Annotated in this window: 27 protein-coding genes, 1 tRNA gene and 1 riboswitch; of the genes, 20 read left to right on the plus strand and 8 right to left on the minus strand. The window is 42.0% G+C overall.

Annotation, left to right across the window (positions count from 1 at the left end; genetic code table 11):
- Positions 1-6: 6 nt before the first annotated feature.
- Both G7Y42_RS02285 and G7Y42_RS02290 read left to right on the plus strand, forming a co-directional pair.
- Positions 7-642, plus strand: coding sequence for a V-type ATP synthase subunit D (locus G7Y42_RS02285; protein ID WP_165003705.1), 636 nt, complete (start codon positions 7-9; stop codon positions 640-642).
- Positions 643-668: 26 nt separating this feature from the next.
- The gene (locus tag G7Y42_RS02290) at positions 669-2,024 is read left to right on the plus strand and encodes a TrkH family potassium uptake protein (RefSeq protein ID WP_165003703.1); all 1,356 of its coding nucleotides are present in this window, start codon (positions 669-671) and stop codon (positions 2,022-2,024) included.
- Between the two features lie 83 nt (positions 2,025-2,107).
- Here G7Y42_RS02290 and G7Y42_RS02295 read toward each other — a convergent pair whose 3' ends face one another.
- Complete coding sequence (locus tag G7Y42_RS02295; protein ID WP_165003701.1) at positions 2,108-2,479, minus strand: VOC family protein; 372 nt, start codon at positions 2,477-2,479, stop codon at positions 2,108-2,110.
- Positions 2,480-2,606: 127 nt separating this feature from the next.
- On the opposite strand from G7Y42_RS02295, the gene G7Y42_RS02300 reads away from it, so the two are divergent.
- On the plus strand, positions 2,607-3,056 hold the full coding sequence (locus G7Y42_RS02300) for an NUDIX hydrolase (protein ID WP_165003699.1): 450 nt from the start codon (positions 2,607-2,609) through the stop codon (positions 3,054-3,056).
- A gap of 95 nt (positions 3,057-3,151) precedes the next feature.
- Here G7Y42_RS02300 and yidA read toward each other — a convergent pair whose 3' ends face one another.
- The 3 genes from yidA to G7Y42_RS02315 are packed head-to-tail and all read right to left on the minus strand — an operon-like array spanning position 3,152 to position 6,188.
- Positions 3,152-3,961 carry a sugar-phosphatase gene (gene yidA / locus G7Y42_RS02305; protein WP_165003697.1) on the minus strand — a complete coding sequence of 270 codons (810 nt, stop codon included), beginning with the start codon at positions 3,959-3,961 and terminating at the stop codon, positions 3,152-3,154.
- A gap of 39 nt (positions 3,962-4,000) precedes the next feature.
- Complete coding sequence (locus tag G7Y42_RS02310; RefSeq protein WP_165003695.1) at positions 4,001-5,374, minus strand: HD domain-containing protein; 1,374 nt, start codon at positions 5,372-5,374, stop codon at positions 4,001-4,003.
- 4 nt (positions 5,375-5,378) lie between these two features.
- A complete protein-coding gene (locus G7Y42_RS02315) occupies positions 5,379-6,188 on the minus strand; it encodes a lipoate--protein ligase family protein (RefSeq protein WP_165003693.1) in 810 nt (269 codons plus the stop codon).
- A 162-nt stretch (positions 6,189-6,350) separates the two neighbouring features.
- Between G7Y42_RS02315 and G7Y42_RS02320 the strand changes: the two genes are divergently transcribed.
- The 5 genes from G7Y42_RS02320 (at position 6,351) to G7Y42_RS02340 (ending at position 9,999) form a co-directional block, all read left to right on the plus strand.
- Complete coding sequence (locus G7Y42_RS02320) at positions 6,351-6,788, plus strand: DUF1934 domain-containing protein (protein WP_165003691.1); 438 nt, start codon at positions 6,351-6,353, stop codon at positions 6,786-6,788.
- A gap of 74 nt (positions 6,789-6,862) precedes the next feature.
- The gene (gene rpoE / locus G7Y42_RS02325) at positions 6,863-7,483 is read left to right on the plus strand and encodes a DNA-directed RNA polymerase subunit delta (RefSeq protein ID WP_165003689.1); all 621 of its coding nucleotides are present in this window, start codon (positions 6,863-6,865) and stop codon (positions 7,481-7,483) included.
- Positions 7,484-7,695: 212 nt separating this feature from the next.
- On the plus strand, positions 7,696-8,169 hold the full coding sequence (locus G7Y42_RS02330; RefSeq protein WP_277424416.1) for an RNA polymerase sigma factor: 474 nt from the start codon (positions 7,696-7,698) through the stop codon (positions 8,167-8,169).
- Positions 8,170-8,185: 16 nt separating this feature from the next.
- Complete coding sequence (locus G7Y42_RS02335; RefSeq protein ID WP_165003685.1) at positions 8,186-9,082, plus strand: RsiV family protein; 897 nt, start codon at positions 8,186-8,188, stop codon at positions 9,080-9,082.
- Between the two features lie 50 nt (positions 9,083-9,132).
- Entirely contained in the window at positions 9,133-9,999 is an 867-nt protein-coding gene (locus tag G7Y42_RS02340) for a polysaccharide deacetylase family protein (protein WP_165003683.1), read from the plus strand.
- Positions 10,000-10,167: 168 nt separating this feature from the next.
- Here G7Y42_RS02340 and G7Y42_RS02345 read toward each other — a convergent pair.
- Positions 10,168-10,239 (minus strand) — tRNA-Arg (locus G7Y42_RS02345).
- A 59-nt stretch (positions 10,240-10,298) separates the two neighbouring features.
- Between G7Y42_RS02345 and rpoN the strand changes: the two genes are divergently transcribed.
- From rpoN to eno, 6 genes are all read left to right on the plus strand, one after another.
- Positions 10,299-11,633: an RNA polymerase factor sigma-54 gene (gene rpoN, locus G7Y42_RS02350; protein ID WP_165003681.1), complete on the plus strand. Its 1,335-nt coding sequence runs from the start codon at positions 10,299-10,301 to the stop codon at positions 11,631-11,633.
- A gap of 149 nt (positions 11,634-11,782) precedes the next feature.
- Positions 11,783-12,874 carry a sugar-binding domain-containing protein gene (locus G7Y42_RS02355; RefSeq protein WP_206215430.1) on the plus strand — a complete coding sequence of 364 codons (1,092 nt, stop codon included), beginning with the start codon at positions 11,783-11,785 and terminating at the stop codon, positions 12,872-12,874.
- Between the two features lie 40 nt (positions 12,875-12,914).
- Positions 12,915-13,916: a type I glyceraldehyde-3-phosphate dehydrogenase gene (gene gap / locus G7Y42_RS02360; protein ID WP_165003677.1), complete on the plus strand. Its 1,002-nt coding sequence runs from the start codon at positions 12,915-12,917 to the stop codon at positions 13,914-13,916.
- 110 nt (positions 13,917-14,026) lie between these two features.
- Positions 14,027-15,217 (plus strand): phosphoglycerate kinase, encoded by a 1,191-nt coding sequence (locus G7Y42_RS02365; protein ID WP_165003675.1) that lies wholly within the window; start codon positions 14,027-14,029, stop codon positions 15,215-15,217.
- Positions 15,218-15,334: 117 nt separating this feature from the next.
- On the plus strand, positions 15,335-16,090 hold the full coding sequence (gene tpiA, locus G7Y42_RS02370; protein WP_165003673.1) for a triose-phosphate isomerase: 756 nt from the start codon (positions 15,335-15,337) through the stop codon (positions 16,088-16,090).
- A 115-nt stretch (positions 16,091-16,205) separates the two neighbouring features.
- On the plus strand, positions 16,206-17,504 hold the full coding sequence (eno, locus tag G7Y42_RS02375) for a phosphopyruvate hydratase (protein ID WP_165003671.1): 1,299 nt from the start codon (positions 16,206-16,208) through the stop codon (positions 17,502-17,504).
- Positions 17,505-17,625: 121 nt separating this feature from the next.
- On the opposite strand, the gene G7Y42_RS02380 is transcribed toward eno, so the two are convergent.
- Positions 17,626-18,219, minus strand: a complete 594-nt coding sequence (locus tag G7Y42_RS02380; RefSeq protein ID WP_165003669.1) for a TetR/AcrR family transcriptional regulator — start codon at positions 18,217-18,219, stop codon at positions 17,626-17,628.
- 98 nt (positions 18,220-18,317) lie between these two features.
- Here G7Y42_RS02380 and G7Y42_RS02385 point away from each other — a divergent pair, with 98 nt between their 5' ends.
- Positions 18,318-19,292 (plus strand): nitronate monooxygenase, encoded by a 975-nt coding sequence (locus G7Y42_RS02385; protein WP_165003667.1) that lies wholly within the window; start codon positions 18,318-18,320, stop codon positions 19,290-19,292.
- Positions 19,293-19,889: 597 nt separating this feature from the next.
- Entirely contained in the window at positions 19,890-21,029 is a 1,140-nt protein-coding gene (locus tag G7Y42_RS02390) for an ArgE/DapE family deacylase (protein WP_165003665.1), read from the plus strand.
- A gap of 76 nt (positions 21,030-21,105) precedes the next feature.
- Here G7Y42_RS02390 and G7Y42_RS02395 read toward each other — a convergent pair whose 3' ends face one another.
- Together G7Y42_RS02395 and G7Y42_RS02400 are read right to left on the minus strand one after the other, a co-directional pair.
- Positions 21,106-21,672, minus strand: coding sequence for an ECF transporter S component (locus G7Y42_RS02395; protein WP_165003663.1), 567 nt, complete (start codon positions 21,670-21,672; stop codon positions 21,106-21,108).
- A 6-nt stretch (positions 21,673-21,678) separates the two neighbouring features.
- Positions 21,679-22,653 (minus strand): nucleoside hydrolase, encoded by a 975-nt coding sequence (locus G7Y42_RS02400; protein ID WP_165003661.1) that lies wholly within the window; start codon positions 22,651-22,653, stop codon positions 21,679-21,681.
- A 23-nt stretch (positions 22,654-22,676) separates the two neighbouring features.
- Positions 22,677-22,721: riboswitch (PreQ1 riboswitch) on the minus strand.
- A 257-nt stretch (positions 22,722-22,978) separates the two neighbouring features.
- On the opposite strand from G7Y42_RS02400, the gene G7Y42_RS02405 reads away from it, so the two are divergent.
- The 4 genes from G7Y42_RS02405 (at position 22,979) to G7Y42_RS02420 (ending at position 25,718) form a co-directional block, all read left to right on the plus strand.
- Positions 22,979-23,944, plus strand: coding sequence for an alpha/beta hydrolase (locus G7Y42_RS02405; protein WP_165003930.1), 966 nt, complete (start codon positions 22,979-22,981; stop codon positions 23,942-23,944).
- 124 nt (positions 23,945-24,068) lie between these two features.
- Positions 24,069-24,344, plus strand: coding sequence for a GNAT family N-acetyltransferase (locus tag G7Y42_RS02410; protein WP_165003659.1), 276 nt, complete (start codon positions 24,069-24,071; stop codon positions 24,342-24,344).
- 250 nt (positions 24,345-24,594) lie between these two features.
- Positions 24,595-24,831, plus strand: coding sequence for a preprotein translocase subunit SecG (secG, locus tag G7Y42_RS02415; RefSeq protein ID WP_165003657.1), 237 nt, complete (start codon positions 24,595-24,597; stop codon positions 24,829-24,831).
- Positions 24,832-24,971: 140 nt separating this feature from the next.
- Positions 24,972-25,718 carry an alpha/beta fold hydrolase gene (locus G7Y42_RS02420; protein ID WP_165003655.1) on the plus strand — a complete coding sequence of 249 codons (747 nt, stop codon included), beginning with the start codon at positions 24,972-24,974 and terminating at the stop codon, positions 25,716-25,718.
- Positions 25,719-25,720: the final 2 nt, after the last annotated feature.

The raw sequence follows: 25,720 nt of genomic DNA on the forward strand, positions 1-25,720 counted from the left end.
GTTCTGATGGCAAGATTAAATGTCAATCCTACTCGAATGGAACTGACTCGTTTGAAAAAACAGTTGACAACAGCGACAAGAGGGCATAAATTATTAAAAGACAAGCAAGATGAATTGATGCGTCAGTTTATATTACTGATCCGGAAAAACAATCAGCTGCGTCAGGAGATGGAGACTCTGATGCAAGAAGCCATGTCTGATTTTGTCTTAGCAAATGCTTCGATCAATGAATCATTCATTGAAGAGCTGTTCGTTTTACCGGCTGAGAATGTGGACTTGTCGATCGTTGACAAAAACATCATGAGTGTGAAAGTGCCTGTGATGAATTTTCAATACGACGAAGCGTTGAATGAAGCGCCATTAGAGTATGGTTATCTTAATTCCAATGCAGAACTAGACCGGTCGATTGACCGCTTTACGACGCTACTTCCGAAACTTTTGGAATTGACGGAGATCGAGAAAACCTGTCAGCTGATGGCTAGCGAGATCGAAAAAACACGCCGACGAGTCAACGCATTGGAATATATGACGATCCCTCAATTGGAAGAAACGATCTATTATATCAAAATGAAACTTGAGGAAAATGAGCGCGCAGAAGTCACACGCTTGATTAAAGTGAAGAACATGGGTACCGCTGAATAAGCGGTATCCTTTTTTAGAAGAGGAAAATGATGAGAAAACGAAGAATGATAAATAAACATTTGCCAGCGGTCCAGTTATTAGCTTTAGGTTTTTTCCTGCTGATTTTATTTGGTGGCAGTCTGCTCACGTTGCCGTATTTCAGCAACAGTGGCGAAGCGACGAATTTTATTGACGCGTTGTTCACTGCGACTTCTGCTGTGTGCGTGACGGGACTTACGACATTGAACACAGTGGAACATTGGAACGGGGCGGGGCAGTTTTTGATCATGCTGCTGATCGAAATGGGCGGACTAGGCTTTATGATCGTACCGATCCTCTTTTTTGCAGTGGCAAAGAAAAAAGTCAGTCTCAGTACACGGATCGTATTGAAAGAAGCATTGAATCTGGAACAGGTGTCAGGGGTAATGAACCTGATGCTTTACATTCTCAAGCTTGCGTTCGTGATCCAACTTATTGGAGCGATCGCATTGTCCGTCGTTTTTGTACCTGAATTCGGATGGGCGAAAGGAATCTGGTATGGGATATTCCATGCGGTGTCCAGTTTTTGTAATGCGGGCTTTGATCTACTGGGCGACAGCCTAGCGAATCATCAGCACAATGTGTATTTGATCATGGTCGTTTCAGCATTGATCATCTCAGGTGGACTAGGATTCATCGTTTGGCGGGATCTATTGAACTATCATAAGAAAAAAATGATGACGATCCATTCCAAGATCGCCTTATCGGTTACGGGTATCCTTTTGTTTGGCGGCTTCCTTGTTTTCTTTCTCACGGAAAAAAACGGGGCTTCATTAGTGAATGGGAACTTTGTTGATCGATTGGCGAATACCTTTTTCATGAGTGTGACGCCTCGGACAGCCGGATATTATTCTGTGGATTATCTGCAGATGAGTCATGCAGGTTTGATCATGACGATGTTTTTGATGTATATCGGAGGGACTTCCGGATCGACTGCTGGCGGACTGAAGACGACCACATTAGGCGTATTGCTGATCCAGATGCGTTCGATGCTAAAAGGAAGGACGAGAGCAGAAGCCTTTGGACGTACGATCCGTCAAGGGGCAGTGCTACGCGCATTGACACTGTTCTTTCTTACATTGACGCTTTGTGTCGTGGCAATCATGATTTTGTCAGTGACCGAAACGATACCTAAAACATCAGGGATCGAGTATATCGCATTTGAAGTATTTTCGGCTTTCGGCACAGTGGGGTTGACGATGGGACTGACCCCAGATTTAACAGATATCGGGAAACTTCTGATTATTGCAATAATGTATATCGGACGTGTCGGTGTGCTGACGGTAGTCTTTTCACTATTGACAAAGGCACATAAAACACAATCGAAGTATAAATACCCAGAGGAAAGTGTGATGATCGGCTAGCATAGGTTTTGTAAAGCAGGATTTTGGCACACGAAAAAAGGTGGAACTTTCGCTTATGCATAAGCGGAAGTCCACCTTTTTTGTTATCCGCGGATAACTTCGATCTTGTAGCCATCTGGATCGACGACGAAATAATAAGAAGGAGCAGTTCCCGGTAATCCTTTCAGATCCGTCACATTTAAGCCAGCAGCTTTATGCTGTTCGTGCAATTCTTCTAGATTGTCCGCAGCAATCGCGATGTGACCATAGCCGTTTCCTAAGTCATAAGCTTCATGATCATAATTGAAAGTAAGTTCTAGTTCGTAATCATCACCAGGAAGGGTCAGATAGACGAGCGTGAATTTGTTTTCCGGAAAATCACGTCGACGGCTTTCTTCAAAACCGAATGCTTGTTGATAGAATGCGATAGATGCTTCAAGATCCTTTACTCGTACACAAGTATGAGCCATTTTCATACAAAATCTCTCCTTTTCTTTTTAATTATCATAACAAAAATAAGTGATGAAATAACGGATTCGTGCTTGTTTATGAGAAAATTCTTATGTAGAATGAAAGAAAAAGAGATAAGGTGGAAAACAACTCATGGATAAACCCGTATTTGGCGAAAAAGAACGAACAGCCGACTATCAAGCGCGTTACGCGGCATATATCGTTATAGAAAGGAAAAATGAAATCGCAGTCATTGAAGCGCCGAATGGGGCCTTTTTTCTGCCGGGCGGAGAGATCGAAGGAAATGAGACGAAAGAAGAAGCTGTAGAGCGTGAACTGATGGAAGAAATGGGCATTGCTGCTACGATCGGCACTTATCTGGGAGAAGCAGATGAATATTTCTATTCGAATTATCGAGCGACTTATTATTATAATCCAGGCTATTTTTTTGCCGCTGTAAAATGGGAAAAAATAGGAGAACCAACTGAAAAAACAAACAAAGAATGGTGGGTGACACCTGAAGAGGCCATCCAAAAATTAAAACGTGGAAGTCACCGTTGGGCTGTCGAGAAATGGCTGAGAGAAAAAAATAAACTGCAATAGAGCGAATCTGCTGGACCGCGGAGGTTGTGAAAAGGCTTTTGACACAACCTCCACCATCCAGCAGATGCTTTCTTGCAGTTTTTTCGTCTTATAGATCACAAGACGTATTTTTTGATTGCTTCTGCCACACCGTGCTCTTCATTCGAGGTAGTCGTTACGTTCGCTGCTTCTTTGACAAGCGGTACTGCATTGCCCATCGCTACGCCTAGACCAGCATACTCGATCATAGACAAGTCGTTCTCATTGTCACCGATCGCCATGATCTCATCTTGGTCGATTCCTAGGTGCTGTGCTAGATTGGCTACTGCTGCTCCTTTGCTTGCTTCTTTATTCAACACTTCAAAGTAGTAGGGAGCACTTTTTACTGTTGTATATTTTTCACGGAATGTTTGTGGTAAACGAGCGATCGCCGCATCTAAGATCGCTGGTTCATCGATCATCATCATTTTTACGATGTTCATATCTGGTGTCATTTCTTCAGGTGTACGGTACTTCAAAGGCATTTTGACTAAGCTTGCTTCATGGATCGTATAGGCACTGATGTCCCGATTAGGTGTATAGATAGCCTTGTCATCGATCGAGTGCAGGTGGCTTCCTACGCGACGTGCCATCACTTCGATCTCTAAAAAGTCTTCATGGGTCAATCCGTGGCGTGCAATGATTTTTCCGGATTTTGTTTGTTGGACAAGTGCGCCATTGTAAGTGATGACGTAATCGTTGTCTTGGAATAGATTCAACTCATTCAGCTGTTCTTGGACGCCAGGAAGCGGACGTCCTGTACATAGAACGATCGAAACTCCTTTGGCTACTGCCGCAGCGATTGCTTCTTTTACTTCTTGTGTGACTTCTCTTTTATCGTTTAGTAAGGTGCCATCGATATCGATAGCGACTAGTTTGATTGACATAATTTCCTCCAATAATTGTCTTTTTTCAGTTGGTGAGATTTATTTTGCTTCACTCTCAATCAGTGCGCCGTTGCGTATATGACTGGCAAATTCACGATAGGTTTCCTCGAAGAGATCATAATGGTTCCGCAACGCAGGGTCTACCATTTCTTTCGGGAAAAAGAACCGTTCATCTCCTTGTTCCTGTCCTGCCAACGCTGCGACAAGCTGACTGACCTGTGACAATTCTACCAAAGTTCCGTCATTTCTCAAAATCTCGATCTGGGTACGGTGTCTGCCTTCTTCTGGGCGGTAAAAATCGTAAGGGAGGTCATAGCTGGAATTGACCGCAGTATAATAGATCGGATTGTAACCAACTTTTTCGACTAATGTGGTCAGTTCTTTGAGTAGCACCGATTCTCGGTCTCCTGAAAAAGCAGCCGATTTCAATGGCTTGCGATTTAAGAAACGTTTTGCCAGATCGCTCAAAATCGGATCTGGTGATTCTGTCCATTGCGTGAAATAGGTGCCAAGTACACCATCATCCAGCTTCAAGTATTCTTCTAATGTAAATTTTTCATCAAGGAATGGCAGCAGAAGCTGAGAATGCAACTCGAAACTGCTGGAATCTTCCCGGTAGAGCTCATGCGCGCGGTGGAGCAAATGTTCCAGGATGACTTCCATTCCGCGAGAGACAGGATGGAAATAGACTTGGACATACATTTGATAGCGGCTGACGATATAATCCTCCACTGCATGCATGCCGTTCATCGAAAAGGCGATCCCGCCTTCATAAGGACGAATCACGCGTAAGATACGTGTGAGATCGAAAGTACCGTATTCTGTACCAGTGAAATAGGCATCACGCAGCAGATAGTCCATCCTATCTGCATCGATCTGACTAGAGATCATCTGGACGACTTGCGGGTTCGGATACGTCTTTTGAATGACGCTTGCCACTTTTTCGGGAAATCCTTCTTCCACACGATTCAAGATCTGATAGACTTCTGTTTCTGGGGAAGTAATGATCTCGACCGTGATCGCTTCATGGTTCGTATGAAAGATATGCTCGAAAGTGTGAGAATAAGGACCATGTCCGACATCATGGAGCAAAGCAGCACACAAAGTGACTAGCCGTTCCTGATCGTCCCATCCGTCTGCTCCGATTTTTTCCTGAGAAAAATTGCGGGAAAAAATATCGCAAATGCGTCTAGAGATCTCATAAACGCCTAACGAGTGGGTGAATCGGCTATGCTCTGCCCCATGGAAGGTAAAGGAAGCTGTTCCTAGCTGCTTGATTCTGCGCAAGCGCTGGACTTCTTTTGAATTGATTAGATCTAAGATTACTTGATGCTGAACATGGATATAGTTGTGCACTGGGTCTCGGAATACTTTTTCCATCGGCAGCATTTGATATTTATAAGGGGTAGTCATCTTATCACTCCTTTAGTATGTTTCGCTGGTTCATTCGTTCGATCTGTTTGTCCCATTGTTCAGGAAGGATTTCTTTTTCCAGCCATATGGACGAATCGATCGAAGTGCTAGGTGTATAGAGTCGATCGAAGGCTGCGATGAATTTTTCCTTGACTTCATCGATCGTAAAGGGACGATCCAGCAATTCCTCTAAAGTAGCCATCGTCTGCGGATCGACCGCGGGATAGCCATCCGTCCCGAATCTCTCTTTTAAGGCACTCTGATAAAACTGCTGCATTGCTTTGCCTCTTGAAGCCTGATCGCCGTTCACACTTAAGTACATCATAACAGATATGCCATTTTTTATGCGTCGCTGGGCGATCCCAGCAAATTTTTTTCCATCGATACTTAAATCGTAAGTACCGGGGCAATAAGAATTTGGAATCTCGAAAGCCCGGATTTTTGCTTCAGGGAAGGCTTCGCGGGTCAGAAAAAGCATTCGTTCATAAGCATCATCAATGGAAATCTTGTTCTGATCACTTTGAGGAAAAATCAGGGAGATATTCAGTACCCCTTCATCTGAGACGATCCCAAGACCACCAGAGTTTCGGACGACAGGCGTATAGCCAAGAGTTTCGATCAATTTTATCCCATCATTTAAATAAGGCGTTCGCGTATCTTTCATACCTAAAATGATGGTCTGGTCATACTGCCAGAAATGCAGGAAAACCTGTTCCTGTTGTTTCGAATATTCCGTTAAGAGATCAGTCAACGCAAAGGGAGAAAAATCGTTTTTATGATAGACATCCTGATCTAATCGGATAGCAGGCTTCATTTCACCAGCTCCTTTGTATAAATTCCTTGCTCCAGTTCGTATTATACTCTAAAATCAAAAAAGATGTTTTGCCAAAAACACAAAGCACAATCGTACAAGTTGGTTGACAAAACAGGAGAAACTAGGAACAATGTAGCTATGAGTAGTAAAGGAGAATGTATAATGGAATTATCTCAAGGAACACCGATCTCTATCCAATTACGCACAAAAGTGAAACAGCAAGGCGAAATACAAGATTTTTATTTTGATTTGAAAGGACAGATGGTCAAAATAGGTGACACGCTATACATACGTTATAAAGAGATCCAGGAAGAATCCGGGCAGGAGATCCCAGTGACGATCAAATTGATTCCAGATGGGCATGTCCAGCTGATCCGCGCAGGCGAAATGCGTATGCGCCTGAAGTTCGGCTATAAAGAACGCTTGGAGACAACGTATCGTACACCTTATGGAATGATCCAAATCCAAACATTCACAAAAGAGCTGCATGTCAGTTTGAAGGATCGGCCAACTGCTGGAAAAGTACGAATCGATTACGATCTATTCATGGGTCCGGAAAAATTGGGCGAATATTATCTGACCTTAGATTTTACCGCTTAAAACAAAAGAAAAGTTTGATTTTTTGTGTCGGATTTTGTATGATAAGGGATAGACTGTGAAAGGACGTGTCCTGATTGGAAATTAGTGTATTTGAAGGTGCAAACAAAAGCGAATTATCAATGATTGAAGTCGCACATGCGATCTTGGAACAACGTGGCGATGTGATGGATTTTTCTGATTTAGCGAATGAGATCCAAACATATCTTGAAAAATCAGACAGTGAAATTCGTGATTCACTCGCACAATTTTATACTGACTTGAATATTGACGGTAGCTTTATTTCATTAGGCGACAATCGTTGGGGCTTGCGTTCATGGTATGCCATCGACTCAATCGATGAAGAAGTAAATCATGGAATAGACGAAGAAGATGAAGATACACCTCGTCGACGCAAACGCAAAAAAGTCAACGCATTTATCAATGATGATGAAGATGCAATCGATTATAACGATGATGATCCAGAAGATACTGATTTGTCAGAAGAAGATGATGACGATCTGTTTGATGATGACGATGATGACGACGAAGAAATCGCCGCTTATAATTCTGATTTACAAGAAATCGGTGCAGACGATACAAGTGATGACGAAGAAGAATTGCCAGGAAATATCGAAGAAGATCTAAGTATCATTGAAGATGATGACGATGACGAAGATTATGATGATGAAGAATTTTCTGATTCTGAAAAAGAATAGACTGTCTATTTTTTTTGACTGCAACAACCAGCCGGTGATCCGGTAGGTGTTGCAGTTTTTTTATGCATAAAAACTGCGGCAAGTACGTGATTTTACTGGCGAGATACATAAAAATAAAAAATCTGAAACTTTTTACGTAGGTGGTACGTCATAATAAGTGAGGCAGAAAGGAGAGGAGAGTTATTTTTACAGGATACAAGAAAAAAAGACGGATCGAAAAATATAAACAATTGCTTCAAGAACTCATCGAAAACGAGTGGGACAAAATGTTTCGGATCACGATGAATTATGTGCATAACAAAGAAGAAGCGCTAGACGTGATGCAAGACAGCTTTCACAAGGCATTGAGATATTTTGAAAAAGAAAAGGAAATCGATCATTTTACTGCTTGGTTTTACCGGATATTGGTTCGTACTGCTGTTGACAGTTGGCGAAAGAACAAACGCCATCCCTTTGAGGCATTAGAAGACCACATGCCGACACCAATACGTCCATCTAAGATCTCTTCAGTAGAATTGCAGATGATCCTGGAAAAAATCGATAGTCCTGAAAAAGAAATATTGATCCTCTACTTTTTTGAAGGCTTCCGATTAAAAGAGATTGCAGAAATTCTAGAGTTGAATGAAAACACAGTCAAAACAAAAATGTATCGTTCATTAAATATCTTGAGGAAAATTTTAGAATAAAGGAGAGACTGATGCGATGTATTCTTCCAAAGAAAACTTAAAAATACTCAAACAAGCGTACAAACAACAAGAACTACCGAAAGGGGCTAGAGAAGAGATCCTTCAAAGATATTCGATCGAAGAACAATCGCTGAAACGAGCGCTCCGAAAAAAGAAGCAATTGCATGGAGTAGTTCTTTCTTTCGTGATTGCCATGATGGCATTAAGCAGTATTTTTTTCAGCGACCAAGCACGCAGTTTCGCTGAGGATTTACCACTGATCGGTTCAGTGATCGAATTGGTCTTAGGTAGACAGTTCACAGATAAAAACCAGAAAATCGATATTCGAGTACCTGCTATCACACAAGGAAGCAAAGAAGATCCAATGATCAGCGGGTTGAATCAAAAATATTTTCAAGAAGCAAAAGCAGATTACGAACAGGCGAAAAAAGAATATGGGGATGTCCAAGCGGAGCATTTCCAAGTGAAAGGTGATTATCAGAAAGTGTTAGATGATGAGCGTTTTTTAGTCATCGAACGAGATCTCACTCAGACAGCAGCGGATAGCCATACAGAAAAAAAGTACGACACAATCGACAAGAAAAATGGTGTCCAGTTATCTTTGCCACTCTTATTCAAAGATGATACGTATATTTCGGCTTTGACAAAAGAAGTAGAAAAACAAATGGCTGAACAAGTCAGACAAGATCCTTCGAAATATTATTGGACGCAGCAGGATTTTGATGAAGGAACGATCGAAAAACCAGCGTTAGTCACACCAAAACGAGACTTTTATCTGAACAAAGAACATCAGTTGGTCTTGGTGTTTTCACCCTATGAAATCGCTCCAGGATATATGGGGAATCCTGAATTTGTTATTCCTAAGTCGGTAACGAGACCTCTTTTAGTTTCACCGGATTATCTAGATCATTGAAACTTTTATTCGTGAATCCTGACTAATAAACATTTAAAGGAAGAGGATGCATGTCGAAAAGAACGTTTTTATTATTGGGAAGTATGATGCTTTTGCTCCTTTTATTTCTAGAAGTCACTACGGTTGCTTTTCTTAAGACCTCTCAACAAACTGGAACGCCTCAGTCTATTGAGAGGTCCCAGTACAATAAGAAAAAGAAAGGGAAAGCAAAAGAAAACTCTATGTCTGCCGAAAGTAGCGTAAAGGCCAATCAAGCCAAAAGCACAACAGCGAAAAAGGATGAACCTGCACAAGAAACGATGAAACCAGCATACACCAAAAGCGTAGCAATCACCTTTGATGACGGTCCCAATGCAGCTACCACACCACAACTGCTGCAGATCTTAAAAGAAAAAAAGGTTCATGCAAGTTTCTTCGTGTTAGGTGATAAAATTGAAAAACATCCTGACATAACCAAAAAAGCCATAGAAAATGGAAATGAGATAGGGAGCCATACCTTCGATCATCAAGATCTGTCTAAATTATCTGTTGCTGAGATCACAGCAGAAATAACCAAAGCAGATGAGGAGATCAGAAAATCCATAGGAGAAAGGCCAGCGTACGTCCGACCACCTTATGGCTCAATAACAAGTGAAGGGGCAAGAATCATCAATCGCCCAATCATTGAATGGTCAGTCGATTCACAAGATTGGAAGACAAGAAATCCTGAACTGATCGTGCGGCAAGTCCAAGAAACGGTTTATGACGGGGCCATCATTTTGTTCCATGATATCTATGAAGAGACGGTCGCAGCGATTCCGCAAATCATTGATTACCTTCATTCACAAGGATACCAGCTGTTGACAGTTGGAGAACTGCTAGATCACCCAACTGCTGCAGAAAACTATTACGGGCGGAATGATCACCGCCCAGCTTAGCCAAAAGAGCGGGCAAATGTTTTATGCTTTTGTGTCTTTTGGTATGAAATGACTTAGTATAGATCGAAAGAAAAAAGCTGACCTTCGCTTTCTCGCGAAGATCAGCTTTTTTCTCTTTAAAAATTAAGGAAGCAAACACTTGCAAAATATGCTAAAATAGCAATATAACGCGTCCTGAGGGAATCGAACCCCCGTCTCAAGAACCGGAATCTTACGTGATATCCACTACACTAAGGACGCAAGCACTGGGATAATTGTAACCAAATAGAAAAAAAATTACAAGGGGATTGGACAAAAAAATGAAATTTCAGCAAAATTTTTCGCAAAAACAACAGCAAACACAGAAATTAGCCATGACACAGCAATTGCAGCAGTCCATCCAGGTCTTACAATACAATAGTGAAGAATTATTGGCTTTCGTTGAAAACCAAGCATTGGAAAATCCCTTAGTAGAAGTAGTAGAACCCGATTTTCAGCCTGATTACATAAGGTCAAGTTCGAACCGCTATGAGGGAGAAGAAACGAATTACTTGAATCAGATCCCGGATACGAAAGGGTCGCTGTTCGAATCTCTGATCGATCAAGTCCATTTGAATTATCGCGATACTTTTTTACGAAAAGTGATCCTTTATCTGATCGAGTATATCGATCAGAACGGTTTTTTGACTGTTGACATGGAAGAAGCCGGAAAAGAGATTGGCGCCACCCCCATCCAAATGCTCGATGCACTTACGCTGATCCAACAGCTGGAGCCAGCAGGTGTTGGTGCGCGGAATCTGCAGGAGTGTCTGATGCTGCAAACAGAACGCGATGATTTTGCCCCAGATTTGGCATACATCGTTCTAGAGGAATGCTTTGACCAGCTGGTGGAACGAAAATGGAAAGAAATCGCTCAAGCTTTTTCCATTGAACTAAGTGAGGTACAGCAGATCTTTGATTATATCCAGACATTAAGTCCTAGTCCTGGGAGAATCTTTGACCGCAGCAGCGAATTATACATCATTCCTGACGTGCGCGTCTTAGTCGATCAGAATCAGGAAGTCCATGTCCTTTCGAATCGTTCGCATCAGCCAAGTGTGCGTTTCCAAGAAGCTTACTTCGAACAGATGTCGCAAAAAGCCGATAAAGAAACGGAAGATTACTTAAAGGAACGCAAGCAGGAATTTGAATGGCTGAAAAAAACGATCCTTCAACGCGGAGATACCATTTTGCGGGTAGCTCAAGTCATCGTTTCTCATCAAAAGGAATTCTTCACGGATACACAACGGCCAATCAAGCCTCTGACGCTGAAAGAAGTATCAAAAGAGATCGAGATGCACGAATCTACAGTAAGCCGAGCTGTCAACGGGAAGTATTTGGAGACGGACTTCGGGGTGTTTGAGCTGAAGAAATTCTTCACAACGAGACTGACAGCACAGCCAGATAGCACAGAAGACCTATCAGCAGATACTGCCAAGAAAAAACTGCAGGAATTAGTAGATCAGGAAAACAAAGCCAAACCGCTTTCGGATCAAAAACTAGTCGAATTGCTAAAAAAAGAAGAAATCACGATATCAAGAAGAACTGTCGCAAAATATCGTGACCTTTTGGGAATCCCGAGTTCATCGAAAAGAAAACGTTATGATAAGGAATGACTGGAAAGATTAGAGAAAGTATTTTGCTTTTTCTAGTCTTTTTTGGTTGAAAAAACGAAGTAAAACTGTTAGACTTACGTACGTGAGGTTGAGATTTTCCTTTTGAAGATGTTAGAAATGGAAAAGCCAATTTTCTTTTTTTATCGTACATGGGTCGTTTTGAGTCTACATTGGACGGAAATCGTCCAACTAAGGAGATCGCTATGCTGGATGAATTAAAAATGATTGAAACGGTAGCACCGGATATTATCGAAGTTCTACAAGAACGCTATAAAATTTTACGAAATATCTATTGGATGCAGCCGATCGGACGTCGAAGTTTATCGGAGAGTATGGGGATAACAGAGCGAGTTTTACGAACAGAAACGGATCTATTGAAACATCTCAATTTGATTGACGCCTCAAAAAGTGGCATGACGCTCACAGCTAAAGGTGAAGAAGTGTACCAAAGCCTTGAAAAATTCATGGATCAGCTATTGGGGATGCATCAGATTGAACAGAAATTGTCTGAGTATTTCGGGAATCAGCGTTGCATCGTTGTTTCTGGCAATAGCGAAGAGCAATCTAAAGTAGCAGATGCCTTTGGAGAAGCGGTGAACGAAGCGTTGGACCTTTTACTTCCAGAAGGGGATAATATTATCGCCGTTATGGGAGGCACAACGATGGCTGTGGTTGCAGAACAACTTGCGAATCTGGAGACCAAAGAACGGCATAATCTGTTTGTTCCAGCTCGAGGTGGTATCGGAGAAGCAGTCACTGTACAGGCGAATTCCGTGAGTGCGCGAATGGCTGCAAAAGCAAACGGAGACCACCGGGCATTGTATGTACCAGAGCAATTAAGTTTAGCAACATATAATTCTTTACTCAACGAGCCTTCGATCCAAGAAGTCTTAAACTTGATTAGTGAGGCGAATTGTGTTATTCATAGTATTGGACGTGCGTTGCACATGGCAGCGCGACGAAAGATGACTGAAAAAGAATTGATCATGCTGAAACAAGCGAACGCTGTAGCGGAATCATTCGGCTATTTCTTCGATGAAAAAGGCGAAGTCGTTTATACGGTTCCGAGAATCGGCATTGAATTGAAAGATTTGGCAAAAGTACCGATCATCCTTGCTGTTGCAGGAGGAAAGTCAAAGGCCAAAGCAATTCGCGCTTATATGAAAAATGCACCAAAACAAACGTGGCTCATCACAGATGAAGCTGCTGCAAATGCGATTTTAAAAGGGGTATCCCTTTAAAATAAATATTTTTTTGATTTTCATAAGGAGGAAATCTTAAATGACAGTTAAAGTAGGTATTAATGGTTTTGGACGTATTGGACGTCTAGCATTCCGTCGTATCCAAGATGTAGATGGAATCGAAGTAGTAGCAATCAACGACTTAACAGATGCTAAAATGTTGGCACACTTGTTAAAATATGACACAACTCAAGGACGTTTCAACGGAACAGTTGAAGTTCATGAAGGTTCATTCAACGTAAACGGAAAAGAAGTTAAAGTTCTAGCTAACCGCAACCCAGAAGAATTACCATGGGGCGAACTAGGCGTAGACATCGTTCTAGAATGTACTGGATTCTTCACTTCAAAATCAGCAGCTGAAAAACATTTAACAGCTGGTGCTAAACGTGTTGTTATCTCAGCTCCTGGTGGAAATGACGTTCCAACAATCGTTTACAACACAAACCACGAAACATTAACTGGTAAAGAAACAGTTATCTCAGGTGCTTCATGTACTACTAACTGTTTAGCTCCTATGGCTAAAACATTGAACGACAAATTTGGTGTTGTTGAAGGATTAATGACAACTATCCACGCTTACACAGGTGACCAAATGACTCTAGACGGACCTCATCCTAAAGGTGACTTCCGCCGTGCACGCGCTGCTGCTGTAAACATCGTTCCTAACTCAACAGGTGCTGCTAAAGCTATCGGCTTGGTAATCCCTGAATTGAACGGTAAATTAGACGGAGCTGCTCAACGTGTTCCTGTAGCAACAGGTTCATTAACAGAATTAGTAACAGTTCTTAACAAAGAAGTAACTGTTGACGAAATCAACGCAGCAATGAAAGAAGCTTCAAACGAATCTTACGGATACAACACAGACGAAATCGTTTCTTCAGATATCGTTGGTATGACTTACGGTTCATTGTTTGATGCTACTCAAACAAAAGTAATGACAGTTGGCGACAAACAATTAGTTAAAACTGTTGCTTGGTACGACAACGAAATGTCATACACTGCACAATTAGTACGTACTTTAGAATACTTCGCTAACTTATAAGATAGACAAACGTACAAGTGTAAACTATAGACATGTACACTTAAAAGCGGGGAAGCAATCGCGCTTCTTCCGCTTTTTTTTGATAATACGTTTATTCAGGAGGAAATAAAATGGCTAAGAAAACAGTGAAAGATATCGATTTGAAAGACAAAAAAGTTCTTGTCCGCGTCGACTTCAACGTGCCTTTGAAAGACGGTGTGATTACTGATGACACACGTATCAAAGCAGCATTGCCAACAATCAACTACGTGTTGGAACAAGGCGGAAAAGCAATCCTTTTCTCTCACCTTGGACGTGTAAAAACAGAAGAAGATAAAGAAGGAAAATCTTTAGCTCCTGTGGCAAAACGTTTAGGCGAATTATTAGGAAAAGAAGTTACTTTCGTTCCTGAAACTCGCGGCGAAAAACTAGAAGCAGCTATCAGCAGCATGAAAGACGGCGATGTTGTCGTATTTGAAAACACTCGTTTTGAAGATGTTGACGGCAAAAAAGAAAGCAAAAATGATGCAGATCTAGGTAAATACTGGGCTTCATTAGGTGATGTATTCGTGAACGACGCTTTCGGTACAGCTCACCGTGCGCATGCTTCTAACGTTGGTATTGCTTCAACAGGTATCCCAACAGTTGCAGGCTTCTTGATGGAAAAAGAAATCAAATTCATCGGTGAAGCAGTCGAAGAACCAAAACGCCCAATGATCGCGATCCTTGGTGGCGCAAAAGTTTCTGATAAAATCGGCGTAATCGAAAACTTGATCCCTAAAGCAGACAAAATCTTGATCGGCGGCGGAATGACTTATACATTCTACGAAGCAAAAGGAATCAAGATTGGTAATTCTTTAGTTGAAGCTGATAAAGTAGCATTAGCAAAAGAATTGATCGAAAAAGCTGGCGACAAACTAGTATTGCCAATCGACAACGTATGTGCACCAGAATTTTCTAACGATGTTGAAACACAAGTCATCGAAGGAGATATCCCTGAAGGCTTGATGGCTCTAGACATCGGCCCTGCATCAGTTAAATTGTTCGCTGATACATTACAAGGTGCAAAAACTGTCGTATGGAACGGACCTATGGGTGTATTCGAAATGAGCAACTTCGCTAAAGGAACAATCGGCGTTTGTGAAGCAATCGCTAACCTTGAAGGTGCAACAACGATCATCGGCGGCGGAGACTCAGCTGCAGCAGCAGAACAACTAGGCTTTGCTGACAAATTCACACACATCTCAACAGGTGGCGGCGCAAGCTTGGAATTGCTAGAAGGAAAAGAATTACCTGGACTAGCAGCAATCAACGATAAATAAATCATTGAGCAGCAAGTAATCGCGGCAAATCCGTAAAAAACAGAACGATCAAAAGGCAAAGGGAGCTCGATTTGCTCCCTGAGCCATTCTTTATTAAACAAAGGAGTGTGTTCATCAATGCGTAAACCTATTATCGCAGGTAACTGGAAAATGAACAAAACTGCAGCAGAAGCAAAAGAATTTGCTGAAGCAGTAAAAAACAATATCCCTTCAAACGACAAAGTTGATTCAGTCATCGGATCACCAGCCTTGTTTTTACAAGAATTAATGGCATCAGCTGAAGGTACAGAACTAAAAATCTCAGCACAAAACTGCTACTGGGAAAATTCAGGTGCTTTCACTGGTGAAACTTCACCAGCAGCTTTAGCTGACCTAGGTGTCCACTATGTCATCATCGGACACTCAGAACGCCGTGAATACTTCCACGAAACAGACGAAGATATCAACAAAAAAGCAAAAGCGATCTTCGCAAACGGCATGACACCAATCCTTTGCTGTGGTGAATCTTTAGAAACATATGAAGCAGGAAAAACTGCTGAATGGATCGAAGGACAAATCACTGCTGGATTAGCTGATCTTTCAGCTGAACAAGTGTCAAACATGGTCATTGCTTATGAACCAATCTGGGCAATCGGTACTGGTAAATCAGCTGACGCTCAAATCGCTGACGAAATCTGCGGCGTTGTACGTCAAACTGTTGAAAAATTATACGGTAAAGAAGTATCAGAAGCAGTTCGTATCCAATACGGCGGTTCTGTAAAACCAGAAAACATCGCTGAATACATGGCAAAAGAAAACGTTGACGGCGCATTAGTCGGCGGCGCAAGCTTACAAGCTGATTCTTTCTTGTCATTGTTAGACGCTGTAAAATAATTGGTGAAAATTTGCGAAAAATGCAAGAAATGTTTGCACTAATGAGCAAAATTAACTAAAATCGTATATGAGGGAAATCCCTTAGGAAAAAACAAACTCAAAGGAGAGACAAAACATGTCAATTATTACTGATGTTTACGCTCGCGAGATCTTAGACTCACGTGGTAACCCAACAATCGAAGTAGAAGTATACACAGAAAGCGGAGCTTTTGGCCGCGGAATGGTTCCTTCAGGTGCTTCAACTGGTGAATACGAAGCAGTTGAATTACGTGACGGAGACAAAGCTCGTTATGGCGGTAAAGGTGTAACTAAAGCTGTCGACAACGTAAACAACATCATTGCTGAAGCAATCATTGGCTACGATGTCCGTGACCAAATGGCTATCGACAAAGCTATGATCGCTTTAGACGGAACTCCTAACAAAGGTAAATTAGGTGCGAACGCTATTTTAGGTGTATCTATCGCTGTTGCACGTGCAGCTGCTGACTACCTAGAAGTACCTTTATACCACTACCTAGGCGGATTCAACACAAAAGTATTGCCAACACCAATGATGAACATCATCAATGGCGGATCACATGCTGACAACTCAATCGACTTCCAAGAATTCATGATCATGCCTGTTGGCGCTCCAACATTCAAAGAAGCTCTACGTATGGGTGCAGAAGTATTCCACGCTTTAGCTTCAATCTTAAAAGGTCGCGGATTAGCTACTTCTGTTGGTGACGAAGGCGGATTTGCTCCTAACCTTGGTTCAAACGAAGAAGGTTTCGAAGTAATCATCGAAGCAATCGAAAAAGCTGGCTATGTACCTGGTAAAGACGTTGTTCTTGCTATGGATGCTGCTTCTTCAGAATTCTACGACAAAGAAAAAGGTGTTTACGTATTAGCTGATTCAGGCGAAGGCGAAAAAACAACTGACGAAATGATCAAATTCTACGAAGAATTAGTTTCTAAATATCCAATCATCTCAATCGAAGACGGATTAGACGAAAACGACTGGGACGGATTCAAGAAATTAACTGACGTATTAGGCGACAAAGTTCAATTAGTTGGTGACGACTTGTTCGTAACAAACACTCAAAAATTAGCTGAAGGTATCGAAAAAGGAATCGCTAACTCAATCCTTATCAAAGTAAACCAAATCGGTACTTTGACAGAAACATTCGAAGCAATCGAAATGGCTAAAGAAGCTGGCTACACTGCAGTTGTATCTCACCGTTCTGGTGAAACAGAAGATTCAACAATCTCTGATATCGCTGTTGCAACAAACGCTGGCCAAATCAAAACTGGTTCTCTATCACGTACTGACCGTATTGCTAAATACAATCAATTACTACGTATCGAAGACCAACTTGGTGAAGTTGCAGAATACAAAGGTTTGAAATCTTTCTACAACTTGAAAAACAAATAATTCTTTTCTAAACTGTTACGTACAGATTTAGTCAAGAGCCTCTCCACCGGCTGTATTGCAGCTGATGGAGAGGTTTTTTTTGTCAATCGCGATATTGAGTTTTGGCTGCAAGGCTGTTTTTCTAATCATGAATCTCATTCTCGTACTGATAAAAAATTGTCTGATGCAGTATCTCTTGGGCTTCTTCTAATGTTAAGTCAGTTGTCAGCCAATAATTGATGAATCCGCATATCCCATTCGAAAAATAAACAATGAAGGGAATGTTAGGAGTGACTTTAAGTCTTTCACTGCATTCAGTCATAGTTTTGATCAAAGTATTGCTAAGACAGTTCAAAAAATTCATCTGCTGCTGCTTCAATAGGATCGTGACGACGTGTTTATTTTCCTCAATGGCTTGTAGTATCTGATCTGTATACTGCTTTGACTCTTTTCGGCCAACCTGATGCAGAGAATTTACAATAGGTTGACAACTTCGCTGTACATGGTTAGTGATTTCAATAATGATGCTACTTAGTAAATGTTCTTTTGTTTCATAATGAAGATAAAAAGCATTCCGTGAACAATCTGCTAACTGGCAGATCTCGGTGACTTTGATCTTAGAATAAGGTTTAGATTCCATTAAGGACAAAAAAGCTTTTCTGATCATGCTTTCACTTCTGATAAAACGTTTATCTGCTTTCATTTTTAACTCCTTGTTGGTGACGTTTTTATTCATTTTGTCCTCTAAGTGACAATTCCGACCGATTTGACTATTGTATGTTTTAAAAGACAGGTGTAACTTAAATATAAGCAAAAGAGAATGAGGTGTCAAATATGGCAAAGAGCGTGACAGAAATTTTAGGAATCCAAAAACCGATTATTCAAGGACCCATGAATTGGCTGACGAATGGTGAATTCGTGGGAGCAGTCAGTAAAACTGGGGCTTTGGGTGTTCTAGGAATCAATGCTGGTCAGACCCAAGCAGCGACAACGATTGAGGAAACAATCGCGAATATGCGAAAAGAAGTACGTATTGCTAAAAGTATTACAGCGAATCCAATTGGAATGAATGTCTATCCAATGGTCGAAGAATATGATCTGTACACAGAGCCCATGCTTGAGATGATGGTAGAAGAAGGCGTTGAAGTTGCTGTGATGGTCGGAAATTTTTCAAAAGTTTGGACCCGGAAATTCAAAGAGAATGGCATCAAGGTGGTCTATCGTGGCGCCCCAACAGTTGAAGTAACAGAAGAAGCAATTGAAGGTGGAGCGGATGTCATTGTTGCGACAGGGTTTGACGAAGGCGGGACTGTGCCCGATCAAGTCATTGGAACTTTTTCAATCGTGCCTCTAGTAGTCGACGCTGCAAAGGGAAGAGTCCCTGTATTAGCGGCAGGGGGGATTACGGATACACGAACGGCAAAAGCAGCCTTGGCATTAGGAGCTGATGGTATCTTTGCAGGTACAGTATTTTTAGCCTCTAAAGAATCTCCTTTAGCCGAAAACATTAAAGATCAACTAGTAGCATCTGATGCGACTGACATGCTATTATACCGGACTGTTCCTGCTTATTACCGTTCTTTACCTGGGAAGCTTCCTCAAAAACTAGTGACGATGGATGAAGCAGGAGAAAGTCGCGAAGCTATTCTGCAGGCTTCAGGAGCTGGAACTGGCATGCGAGATGGCATGCTCTTTGGTGATCTTGAAAAAGGGTTTGCTTCTCTTGGATTAGGGATCTCTATGATCCATCAAATCCAACCGGTTGAAACAATCGTAGATCGATTGATGGAAGGCATGACGAATAATTAAGAATTTTTTTAAAAGCCTGCGAGGTTTGTAGTGATCCTCAAAAGTTAGATCTTTATGGAGCTGTGACAAAAGACTTGTGGCAGCTCCTTTTTTTCGAATAAACGGTGTTCCAACTGCTGCTTTTCGGTAATAAGCTCACTGAACAAGAAAATATGAAGAGCTATTTTCTGTTCAGTGTTCTTATTCCTTAAAGCAGAACGCAGTTGTCACAACCTCTCCACTAAACGGTGCTCAAGAGACAGCCTATCGGCAATAAGGCAGAACGTCTCTTTCACGACCTCTCCACTAAACGGTGTTCTCCTGCCAACTCCTCGGGCACAAGTCACAATATTCATCAAACATGAGAAGCTGTTTTTTGAAATTGTTCCTTGTGCCCGAGGAGTTAAACGGCAAGCTCGCAACCTCTGATTCACGGTGTTCCAACTGCTGCTTCTCGGCAATAAGTTCACTGAACAAGAAAATATGAAGAGCTATTTTCTGTTCAGTTTCCTTATTCCTTAAAGCAGAACGCAGTTGTCACAACCTTCTGATTGCTCCTATTTGAAAAAACAGACACCGTACCATAAAATGGAAAGAAACGGTAGAGGAGCAGATACAATGAACAAAGAAGAAAAGATTTCGATTTTACAAGACATCGTTCGGATCCATTCAGTCAATGGAAATGAAGCAGAAGTGGCGTCTTACTTACAAAAATTATTGCAGACACATGGAATCGAGGGCAAATTGATTTCTTACAGCGACGGCAGAGATAATCTGATCGCTAGCTTTGAAAAAGGTGAATCGGGAAAAGTCTTAGGTTTATCTGGACATATGGATGTCGTAGCAGCTGGAAATGAAGAAGCTTGGACACATGCGCCGTTTGAAGCAGTGATCGAAGGTAACCGTTTGTACGGGCGGGGCACGACAGATATGAAAAGTGGACTAGCTGCAATGGTCATAGCCATGATCGAGCTAAAAGAATCAGGTAAACCATTCAATGGTGCGATCAAACTGCTCGCTACTGTCGGCGAAGAAGTAGGAGAATTGGGTGGAGAACAGCTGACTAGAGATGGTTATGTCGATGACTTAGACGGGTTGATCATCGGTGAACCGACCAATTACAGTTTGATGTATACACACATGGGTTCGATCAATTACACCGTTGTTTCTCATGGAAAAGAAGCCCATAGCTCGATGCCTGAACAAGGATACAACGCTATCGACCATCTGAATGAGTTTATCACTCGGATAAATGAGGAAATGTCACGCATCGCTGAAATGATCGAAAATCCTGTCTTAGGAAAAACCATCCACAACGTGACGCTGATCAGTGGCGGGAATCAAGTCAACAGTATCCCTAGCCATGCGCAACTCCAAGGAAATATCCGTTCTATCCCGGAATTTCCAAACGACAAGATCATCGAGGTCTTGCAAATAATCATCGATGAGCTGAATAAAGAAACAGAATACAAACTGACATTATCGATCGACTACAATAAGATCCCGGTGAAAGCAAATCCTGACTCTTCGCTGATCCATTGCATCCAGCAGCAATTTCAGACGCCGTTACCTTTGGTTGGTGCAGCGGCTACGACAGATGCCGCAGAATTTACCAAAGCTTCGAATCCCTTTGATTTTGTCGTTTTTGGCCCAGGAGTCGTTACATTACCTCATCAAGTAGATGAATATGTAGAAATCGATAATTATCTGGACATGATCGACAAATACCAATCGATCATTCTTTCTTATTTAGCCTGAAAAGATTACGAATCTCATGAATAAAAAAACGTGTGCAAAACAGCGACATGTGTGTTGTTTTGCGCACGTTTTATTTTTAGCTGCGTTTCATATCCAGCAATCTGCGTTTGGACAGTGCAGTGATCACTAGAGCAACAACGATCACTGAAAGCAGACGATCCAGATAATCGGTGCCTGCTTGAACAACGATCACACTTGCTGTCTGATTCAATCCGAAACCATGCAGCAACTGCACGATCATACTAGAACCAGAAGAAGTGATCCCGCCAAATAATTGAACGGTAATAATCGAAGAAATGATCGTACCAGGCACAGATAGCAAAAGCGTCAAAAACAAGAGCTTGAAGCGACTCTGCCTACTTTGTAGATAGTTGTGTAAAACCAAACCAGCAAGTAGTCCAGTGACGATCTGGATCGGCGAGTAGTACAAGGAAAAAATATCGGTCGTCACACCACTCAGCACGCCACTGCTTAGACCTGTCAGCATACCAGCGATAGGACCAAGTAGTGCACCAGCAAAAATCGTGCCGATACAATCAAGATAGATCGGTAGCCGCAGCCATAAAGCGATCGTTCCTCCCATGTAATTGAATCCGATACATAAAGCCATGATCGTCAGCGTTCTTGTGGAGATTTTTTTCATATTCGTTCATCCCATCTCTAATCTTTCCAGATCTTTTTTTATCGTTTCCTCTTGTGCATTTAGAAGAACGGACAAAAACTTCCGGAAAAACAGACGAGAATCTACTTCCGTCATGATCGAACTATTTGGCGCTTTTTGCCAAAAGTCATAACGGTCGACAAGCGTCTGCCCACGACTGATCCCTTGCGTCTCAACTGCTGTATAGCTAGTGAATCCCTGACAGATAGAGCTATCCTCAAAATAAGCAACAGCTAACGGATCATTGATGACACAGCCGAGGATCCTTTCCTGCGTCCAGTGAAAGTCAAAATAAAAACGGGTGATTGCTTGCAAGAAACGACCTTCGTCCGGATTCATTTGGCAGCAGTATTCCAATAGTGTAGGGGTAAAGACGATTTCTCTCGTTACGTCCAATCCAACCATTTCGATTACCTGAGCAAGATGTTCGAAGACATATGCGGCAGCGTCAGGGTCACACCAATAGTTATACTCAGCTACTGGCGAACAGTTGCCGTGGCTTTTATAGCTCCCACCCATCGTAACGAAACGCGTCATATGTTCACCCAGTTTCGGGTTGCTTTCCAAGGCGCGGGCAATGTTGGTCAAAGGACCCAGAGCAATGACTGCTGTGTCTGTTTCTTCAGCAAAATAATCTGCCAGAAAATCCACTGCATGTACAGGTTCTACCTGTTTCTCGGTCACAGGCGGAAAATTCGTTTCGCCCAATCCATCCATGCCGTGCGTATCTTGTGCGCTAATGAACGGCTGTTTCAATGGTGCTTCCATCCCTTGGTAAACAGGGATATCCAAGCGACTACAGCGTTTCAAACATCTAAGGACATTTTGTGCACCGATGTCTGACGGGACATTCCCGCATACAGTGGTGATAGCGACTACTTCAATTTCTGGAGATTTGAGCGCATATAGTAAGGCAAGCGTGTCATCGATCCCCGGATCACAGTCAATGATTACTTTTCGCATTATTTCCAATCTCCTTTCTTTAGAGATACTTAGTTTTTTATCCTGGGAAGTTTCCGAACCAGTCCAAGACAAGGTCTTGATTCTAATGCACGGGATTAGTATACTGATTTTTAATCGAAAAGTAAATGGAATCATGAGTTCTGAAATAGCCAGATTGAACTGTGATAAAAGAGATTTATTGAGTAGAACGTTAAGAAAATGATACAATATAATAGAAAATGATCGGATATATCATGGTGTAGAGATGTTTGAAGTGGACGTTCCTATTACTTAGACGATTGATACAGAGATTCGATTAATGATTTTTATAGAAAGCGGGGGCGCAATGATCATTCTTTATTTCATATCCATTCTTTTGGGATTGACAGTTCTCTATCATTTCCTTTCTTATTTTTACGCGAAAAAACTGATCAAAGCCGGCGTCCAACGCGGGTATGACTGGTACGAAACAACTGGGCATCAGCTGATGGATCCTGCTTCATTGACGACAGTAGAAAGAAAACGTCAGGAACTGGAGGAGCAGGCAGAAGACTTTTGGCAAAGAGGAGAAACAAGGACGGTCAAAAGTCATGATGGACTAAAACTAGCGGGACGAATGATTCGTTCTGGAAGCAGCCAGCACAACTGGGTCATCTGCGTGCATGACTATCGCAGTACCGGGAAAAGAGATATGTCTTCGATCGGGAAGCAATACGCAGCTAAAGGATATAATGTCTTGATTCCGGATTTGCGAGCACACGGAGACAGTGAAGGCGAGATTATCGGGATGGGGTGGCTGGACCGTCTTGATCTGATTGTCTGGATCCACACGATCATAGATGACGACCCCGAAGCGTCGATTATTCTGCATGGCGGGTCGATGGGCGCGTCAGCCATTATGATGGCAAGCGGTGAGAAGTTGCCTCCAGCAGTCAAAGGTTTTATATTAGACAGCGGATTCGTTTCTGTGTACGCAGAATTCCGATATATGCTGAGCAAGCTGACATTTTTACCTAAGAAAATGATCATGCGCTACGCGAACCATTATGCGCAAAAATACGCAGGGTATTCTTTGAAACAAGCATCTGCGACTCGGCAACTGGGGAGCAATCATCTCCCAGTCCTTATTATCCACGGTGAAAGAGATCATTTTGTCCCTATGGAAGCCGCTTATACGATCCAAAACGCAACAGCAGGGGATAAAGCATTGCTGCTGGTTCCCGATGCTGAGCATTTGGAAGCGGAAAGTAAAGATCCACAGACATACTGGACGGTGATCTTTTCATTCATTGACCAGAGAATCAACCTTTGAACGTAACAAGATGTTACTTTCTTTTTATTAGGAAATTCGAGGATAAATAATTGTTTCTCTAAGAAGAGACTGCTAAAATAGAGAAAGTAAAAAATAATATTGGTTATTCAAGGAGTGTTGGTGCATGGAAATCAAAGAAGAGAAAAATCGTCTGGCTTTATACAATGACGAACAACAGGAAATCGGAGAAATGACTTGGTCTGATGCTGGTCCAGATATCATGATCGTTGACCACACATTCGTTGATCCTGCATATCGTGGACAAAAGCTGGCAGAGAAGCTTGTCTATACCGGTGTAGAAGTAGCTCGCCGTGAAGGAAAAAAAATCATTCCATTATGCCCATATGCAAAAAAAGAATTTGAAAAAAAACCAGAATATCAAGACGTATGGCGCAAGTGATCAGGTAAGGAGTATGGCAAACATCTTGTCATACTCCTTTTTTTGAATAAGTGGCGTTCCATTGCCAGCTTTTCGGAGATAAGCCAAATCTATAGAAAAACAGGATGAGCGATTTCACATCTTTTCTCTCTAATACTCAGTTTAAAGCGTTGCTTTCACCGCTTCTTTTTCATATCATTGACGGTTGCCACCGCCTTTTTTATATGATAAAGTTAAAGAGACGATATTTTTCGGGAAAGGAGGCTGCGAGATGTATAATATAATTTTAGGGATCGTAATCGTATTATCGATCATCATGGTGATTGCGATCATGATGCAGCCAAGCAAGCAAAACAGTGCAGCAAGTGCGTTTACTGGCGGGGCAGATCAGCTTTTCGGTAAACAAAAAGCGCGTGGCTTTGAAGCCGTTATGCAACGATCGACAGCAGTCATGGGAGCTGCATGGATGATCTTGCTGTTTGTCCTTGCATTTTTATCTTCAAAATAAAGAGGTTGAGAAGACCTGTTATTTGGAACAAAAGAGAGCAGCGACTTAGGTCAACGCTCTTTTTTTATTTGCAAAGGAAGCTGTTTTACAAGAAGGGAACTGCGAAACTATGGTAAAATGAGTTGAAAGAGGTGAAACAAGTGAGAAGTCTACCAAAACCCCTTTATGCCAAACATGGGAAACGTGCAGTCCTGCTTCTCCATGCTTATTCAGGAAGTCCCAATGATGTAAGGATGCTTTGCCGCTTTTTGGAAAAGGCAGACTATACCGTCTATGCACCATTATTTACTGGCCACGGTACGATGGAGCCGCATGACATATTGGCACAGCAAGCAGTTAGATGGTGGAAAGACACAAAAGAAGCTCTTAGGTTTTTGCAGTCGGAAGGATTCACGGAGATTGCAGTGTTCGGATTGTCTATGGGCGGTATATTCGCTGTTCGAGCATTGGAAGAAGAACAGCTGATTGGCGGCGGATTTTTCTGCTCACCGATCACTCCAGTGAAAACCAATGTTCCAGAGAATTTTGAAAAATACGTACGTCAGGTACTTAAACTTGCTGGTAAAGACCCCGAAGAAATCGAAGAAAAAGCTGTTGCATTCCGACCATTAGTCGAACAGCAGCTGACAGAAATACAAGAACAAGCAGCAATCGCAAAGCAGAATCTACGAACAATCCAGACACCGGTATTTTTAGCGCAAGCAGGACAAGATGAAATGATCGATCCTTACGGCGTATATGAAACGGCTCGCAGATTGAGCAGACAAAAGGTTACCTTGCAATGGTATCCGACAAGCAGTCACGTCGTCACAGTAGGCGAAGCGAGAAGAGAACTGGAAAGAGATGTCTTGGATTTTCTGAAGAAATTACCCTGGAATGAGGAATAATA

The sequence above is a fragment of the Enterococcus sp. ZJ1622 genome, assembly GCF_011038845.1.
Classification (GTDB): Bacteria; Bacillota; Bacilli; order Lactobacillales; family Enterococcaceae; genus Enterococcus_B.

Excerpts from the sequence above, each read along its gene's own strand:
- G7Y42_RS02315 (WP_165003693.1), bottom strand. The coding sequence starts at position 6,188 with ATGAAGCCTGCTATCCGATTAGATCAGGATGTCTATCATAAAAACGAT.
- secG (WP_165003657.1), top strand. The coding sequence starts at position 24,595 with ATGTATAATATAATTTTAGGGATCGTAATCGTATTATCGATCATCATG.
- G7Y42_RS02390 (WP_165003665.1), top strand. The coding sequence starts at position 19,890 with ATGAACAAAGAAGAAAAGATTTCGATTTTACAAGACATCGTTCGGATC.
- G7Y42_RS02385 (WP_165003667.1), top strand. The coding sequence starts at position 18,318 with ATGGCAAAGAGCGTGACAGAAATTTTAGGAATCCAAAAACCGATTATT.
- G7Y42_RS02410 (WP_165003659.1), top strand. The coding sequence starts at position 24,069 with ATGGAAATCAAAGAAGAGAAAAATCGTCTGGCTTTATACAATGACGAA.
- gap (WP_165003677.1), top strand. The coding sequence starts at position 12,915 with ATGACAGTTAAAGTAGGTATTAATGGTTTTGGACGTATTGGACGTCTA.
- yidA (WP_165003697.1), bottom strand. The coding sequence starts at position 3,961 with ATGTCAATCAAACTAGTCGCTATCGATATCGATGGCACCTTACTAAAC.
- G7Y42_RS02365 (WP_165003675.1), top strand. The coding sequence starts at position 14,027 with ATGGCTAAGAAAACAGTGAAAGATATCGATTTGAAAGACAAAAAAGTT.
- G7Y42_RS02310 (WP_165003695.1), bottom strand. The coding sequence starts at position 5,374 with ATGACTACCCCTTATAAATATCAAATGCTGCCGATGGAAAAAGTATTC.
- G7Y42_RS02355 (WP_206215430.1), top strand. The coding sequence starts at position 11,783 with ATGGGTCGTTTTGAGTCTACATTGGACGGAAATCGTCCAACTAAGGAG.
- G7Y42_RS02380 (WP_165003669.1), bottom strand. The coding sequence starts at position 18,219 with ATGAATAAAAACGTCACCAACAAGGAGTTAAAAATGAAAGCAGATAAA.
- G7Y42_RS02395 (WP_165003663.1), bottom strand. The coding sequence starts at position 21,672 with ATGAAAAAAATCTCCACAAGAACGCTGACGATCATGGCTTTATGTATC.
- eno (WP_165003671.1), top strand. The coding sequence starts at position 16,206 with ATGTCAATTATTACTGATGTTTACGCTCGCGAGATCTTAGACTCACGT.
- G7Y42_RS02400 (WP_165003661.1), bottom strand. The coding sequence starts at position 22,653 with ATGCGAAAAGTAATCATTGACTGTGATCCGGGGATCGATGACACGCTT.
- G7Y42_RS02335 (WP_165003685.1), top strand. The coding sequence starts at position 8,186 with ATGTATTCTTCCAAAGAAAACTTAAAAATACTCAAACAAGCGTACAAA.
- rpoN (WP_165003681.1), top strand. The coding sequence starts at position 10,299 with ATGAAATTTCAGCAAAATTTTTCGCAAAAACAACAGCAAACACAGAAA.
- G7Y42_RS02320 (WP_165003691.1), top strand. The coding sequence starts at position 6,351 with ATGGAATTATCTCAAGGAACACCGATCTCTATCCAATTACGCACAAAA.
- G7Y42_RS02295 (WP_165003701.1), bottom strand. The coding sequence starts at position 2,479 with ATGAAAATGGCTCATACTTGTGTACGAGTAAAGGATCTTGAAGCATCT.
- tpiA (WP_165003673.1), top strand. The coding sequence starts at position 15,335 with ATGCGTAAACCTATTATCGCAGGTAACTGGAAAATGAACAAAACTGCA.
- G7Y42_RS02405 (WP_165003930.1), top strand. The coding sequence starts at position 22,979 with ATGATCATTCTTTATTTCATATCCATTCTTTTGGGATTGACAGTTCTC.
- G7Y42_RS02285 (WP_165003705.1), top strand. The coding sequence starts at position 7 with ATGGCAAGATTAAATGTCAATCCTACTCGAATGGAACTGACTCGTTTG.
- G7Y42_RS02300 (WP_165003699.1), top strand. The coding sequence starts at position 2,607 with ATGGATAAACCCGTATTTGGCGAAAAAGAACGAACAGCCGACTATCAA.
- G7Y42_RS02340 (WP_165003683.1), top strand. The coding sequence starts at position 9,133 with ATGTCGAAAAGAACGTTTTTATTATTGGGAAGTATGATGCTTTTGCTC.
- G7Y42_RS02290 (WP_165003703.1), top strand. The coding sequence starts at position 669 with ATGATGAGAAAACGAAGAATGATAAATAAACATTTGCCAGCGGTCCAG.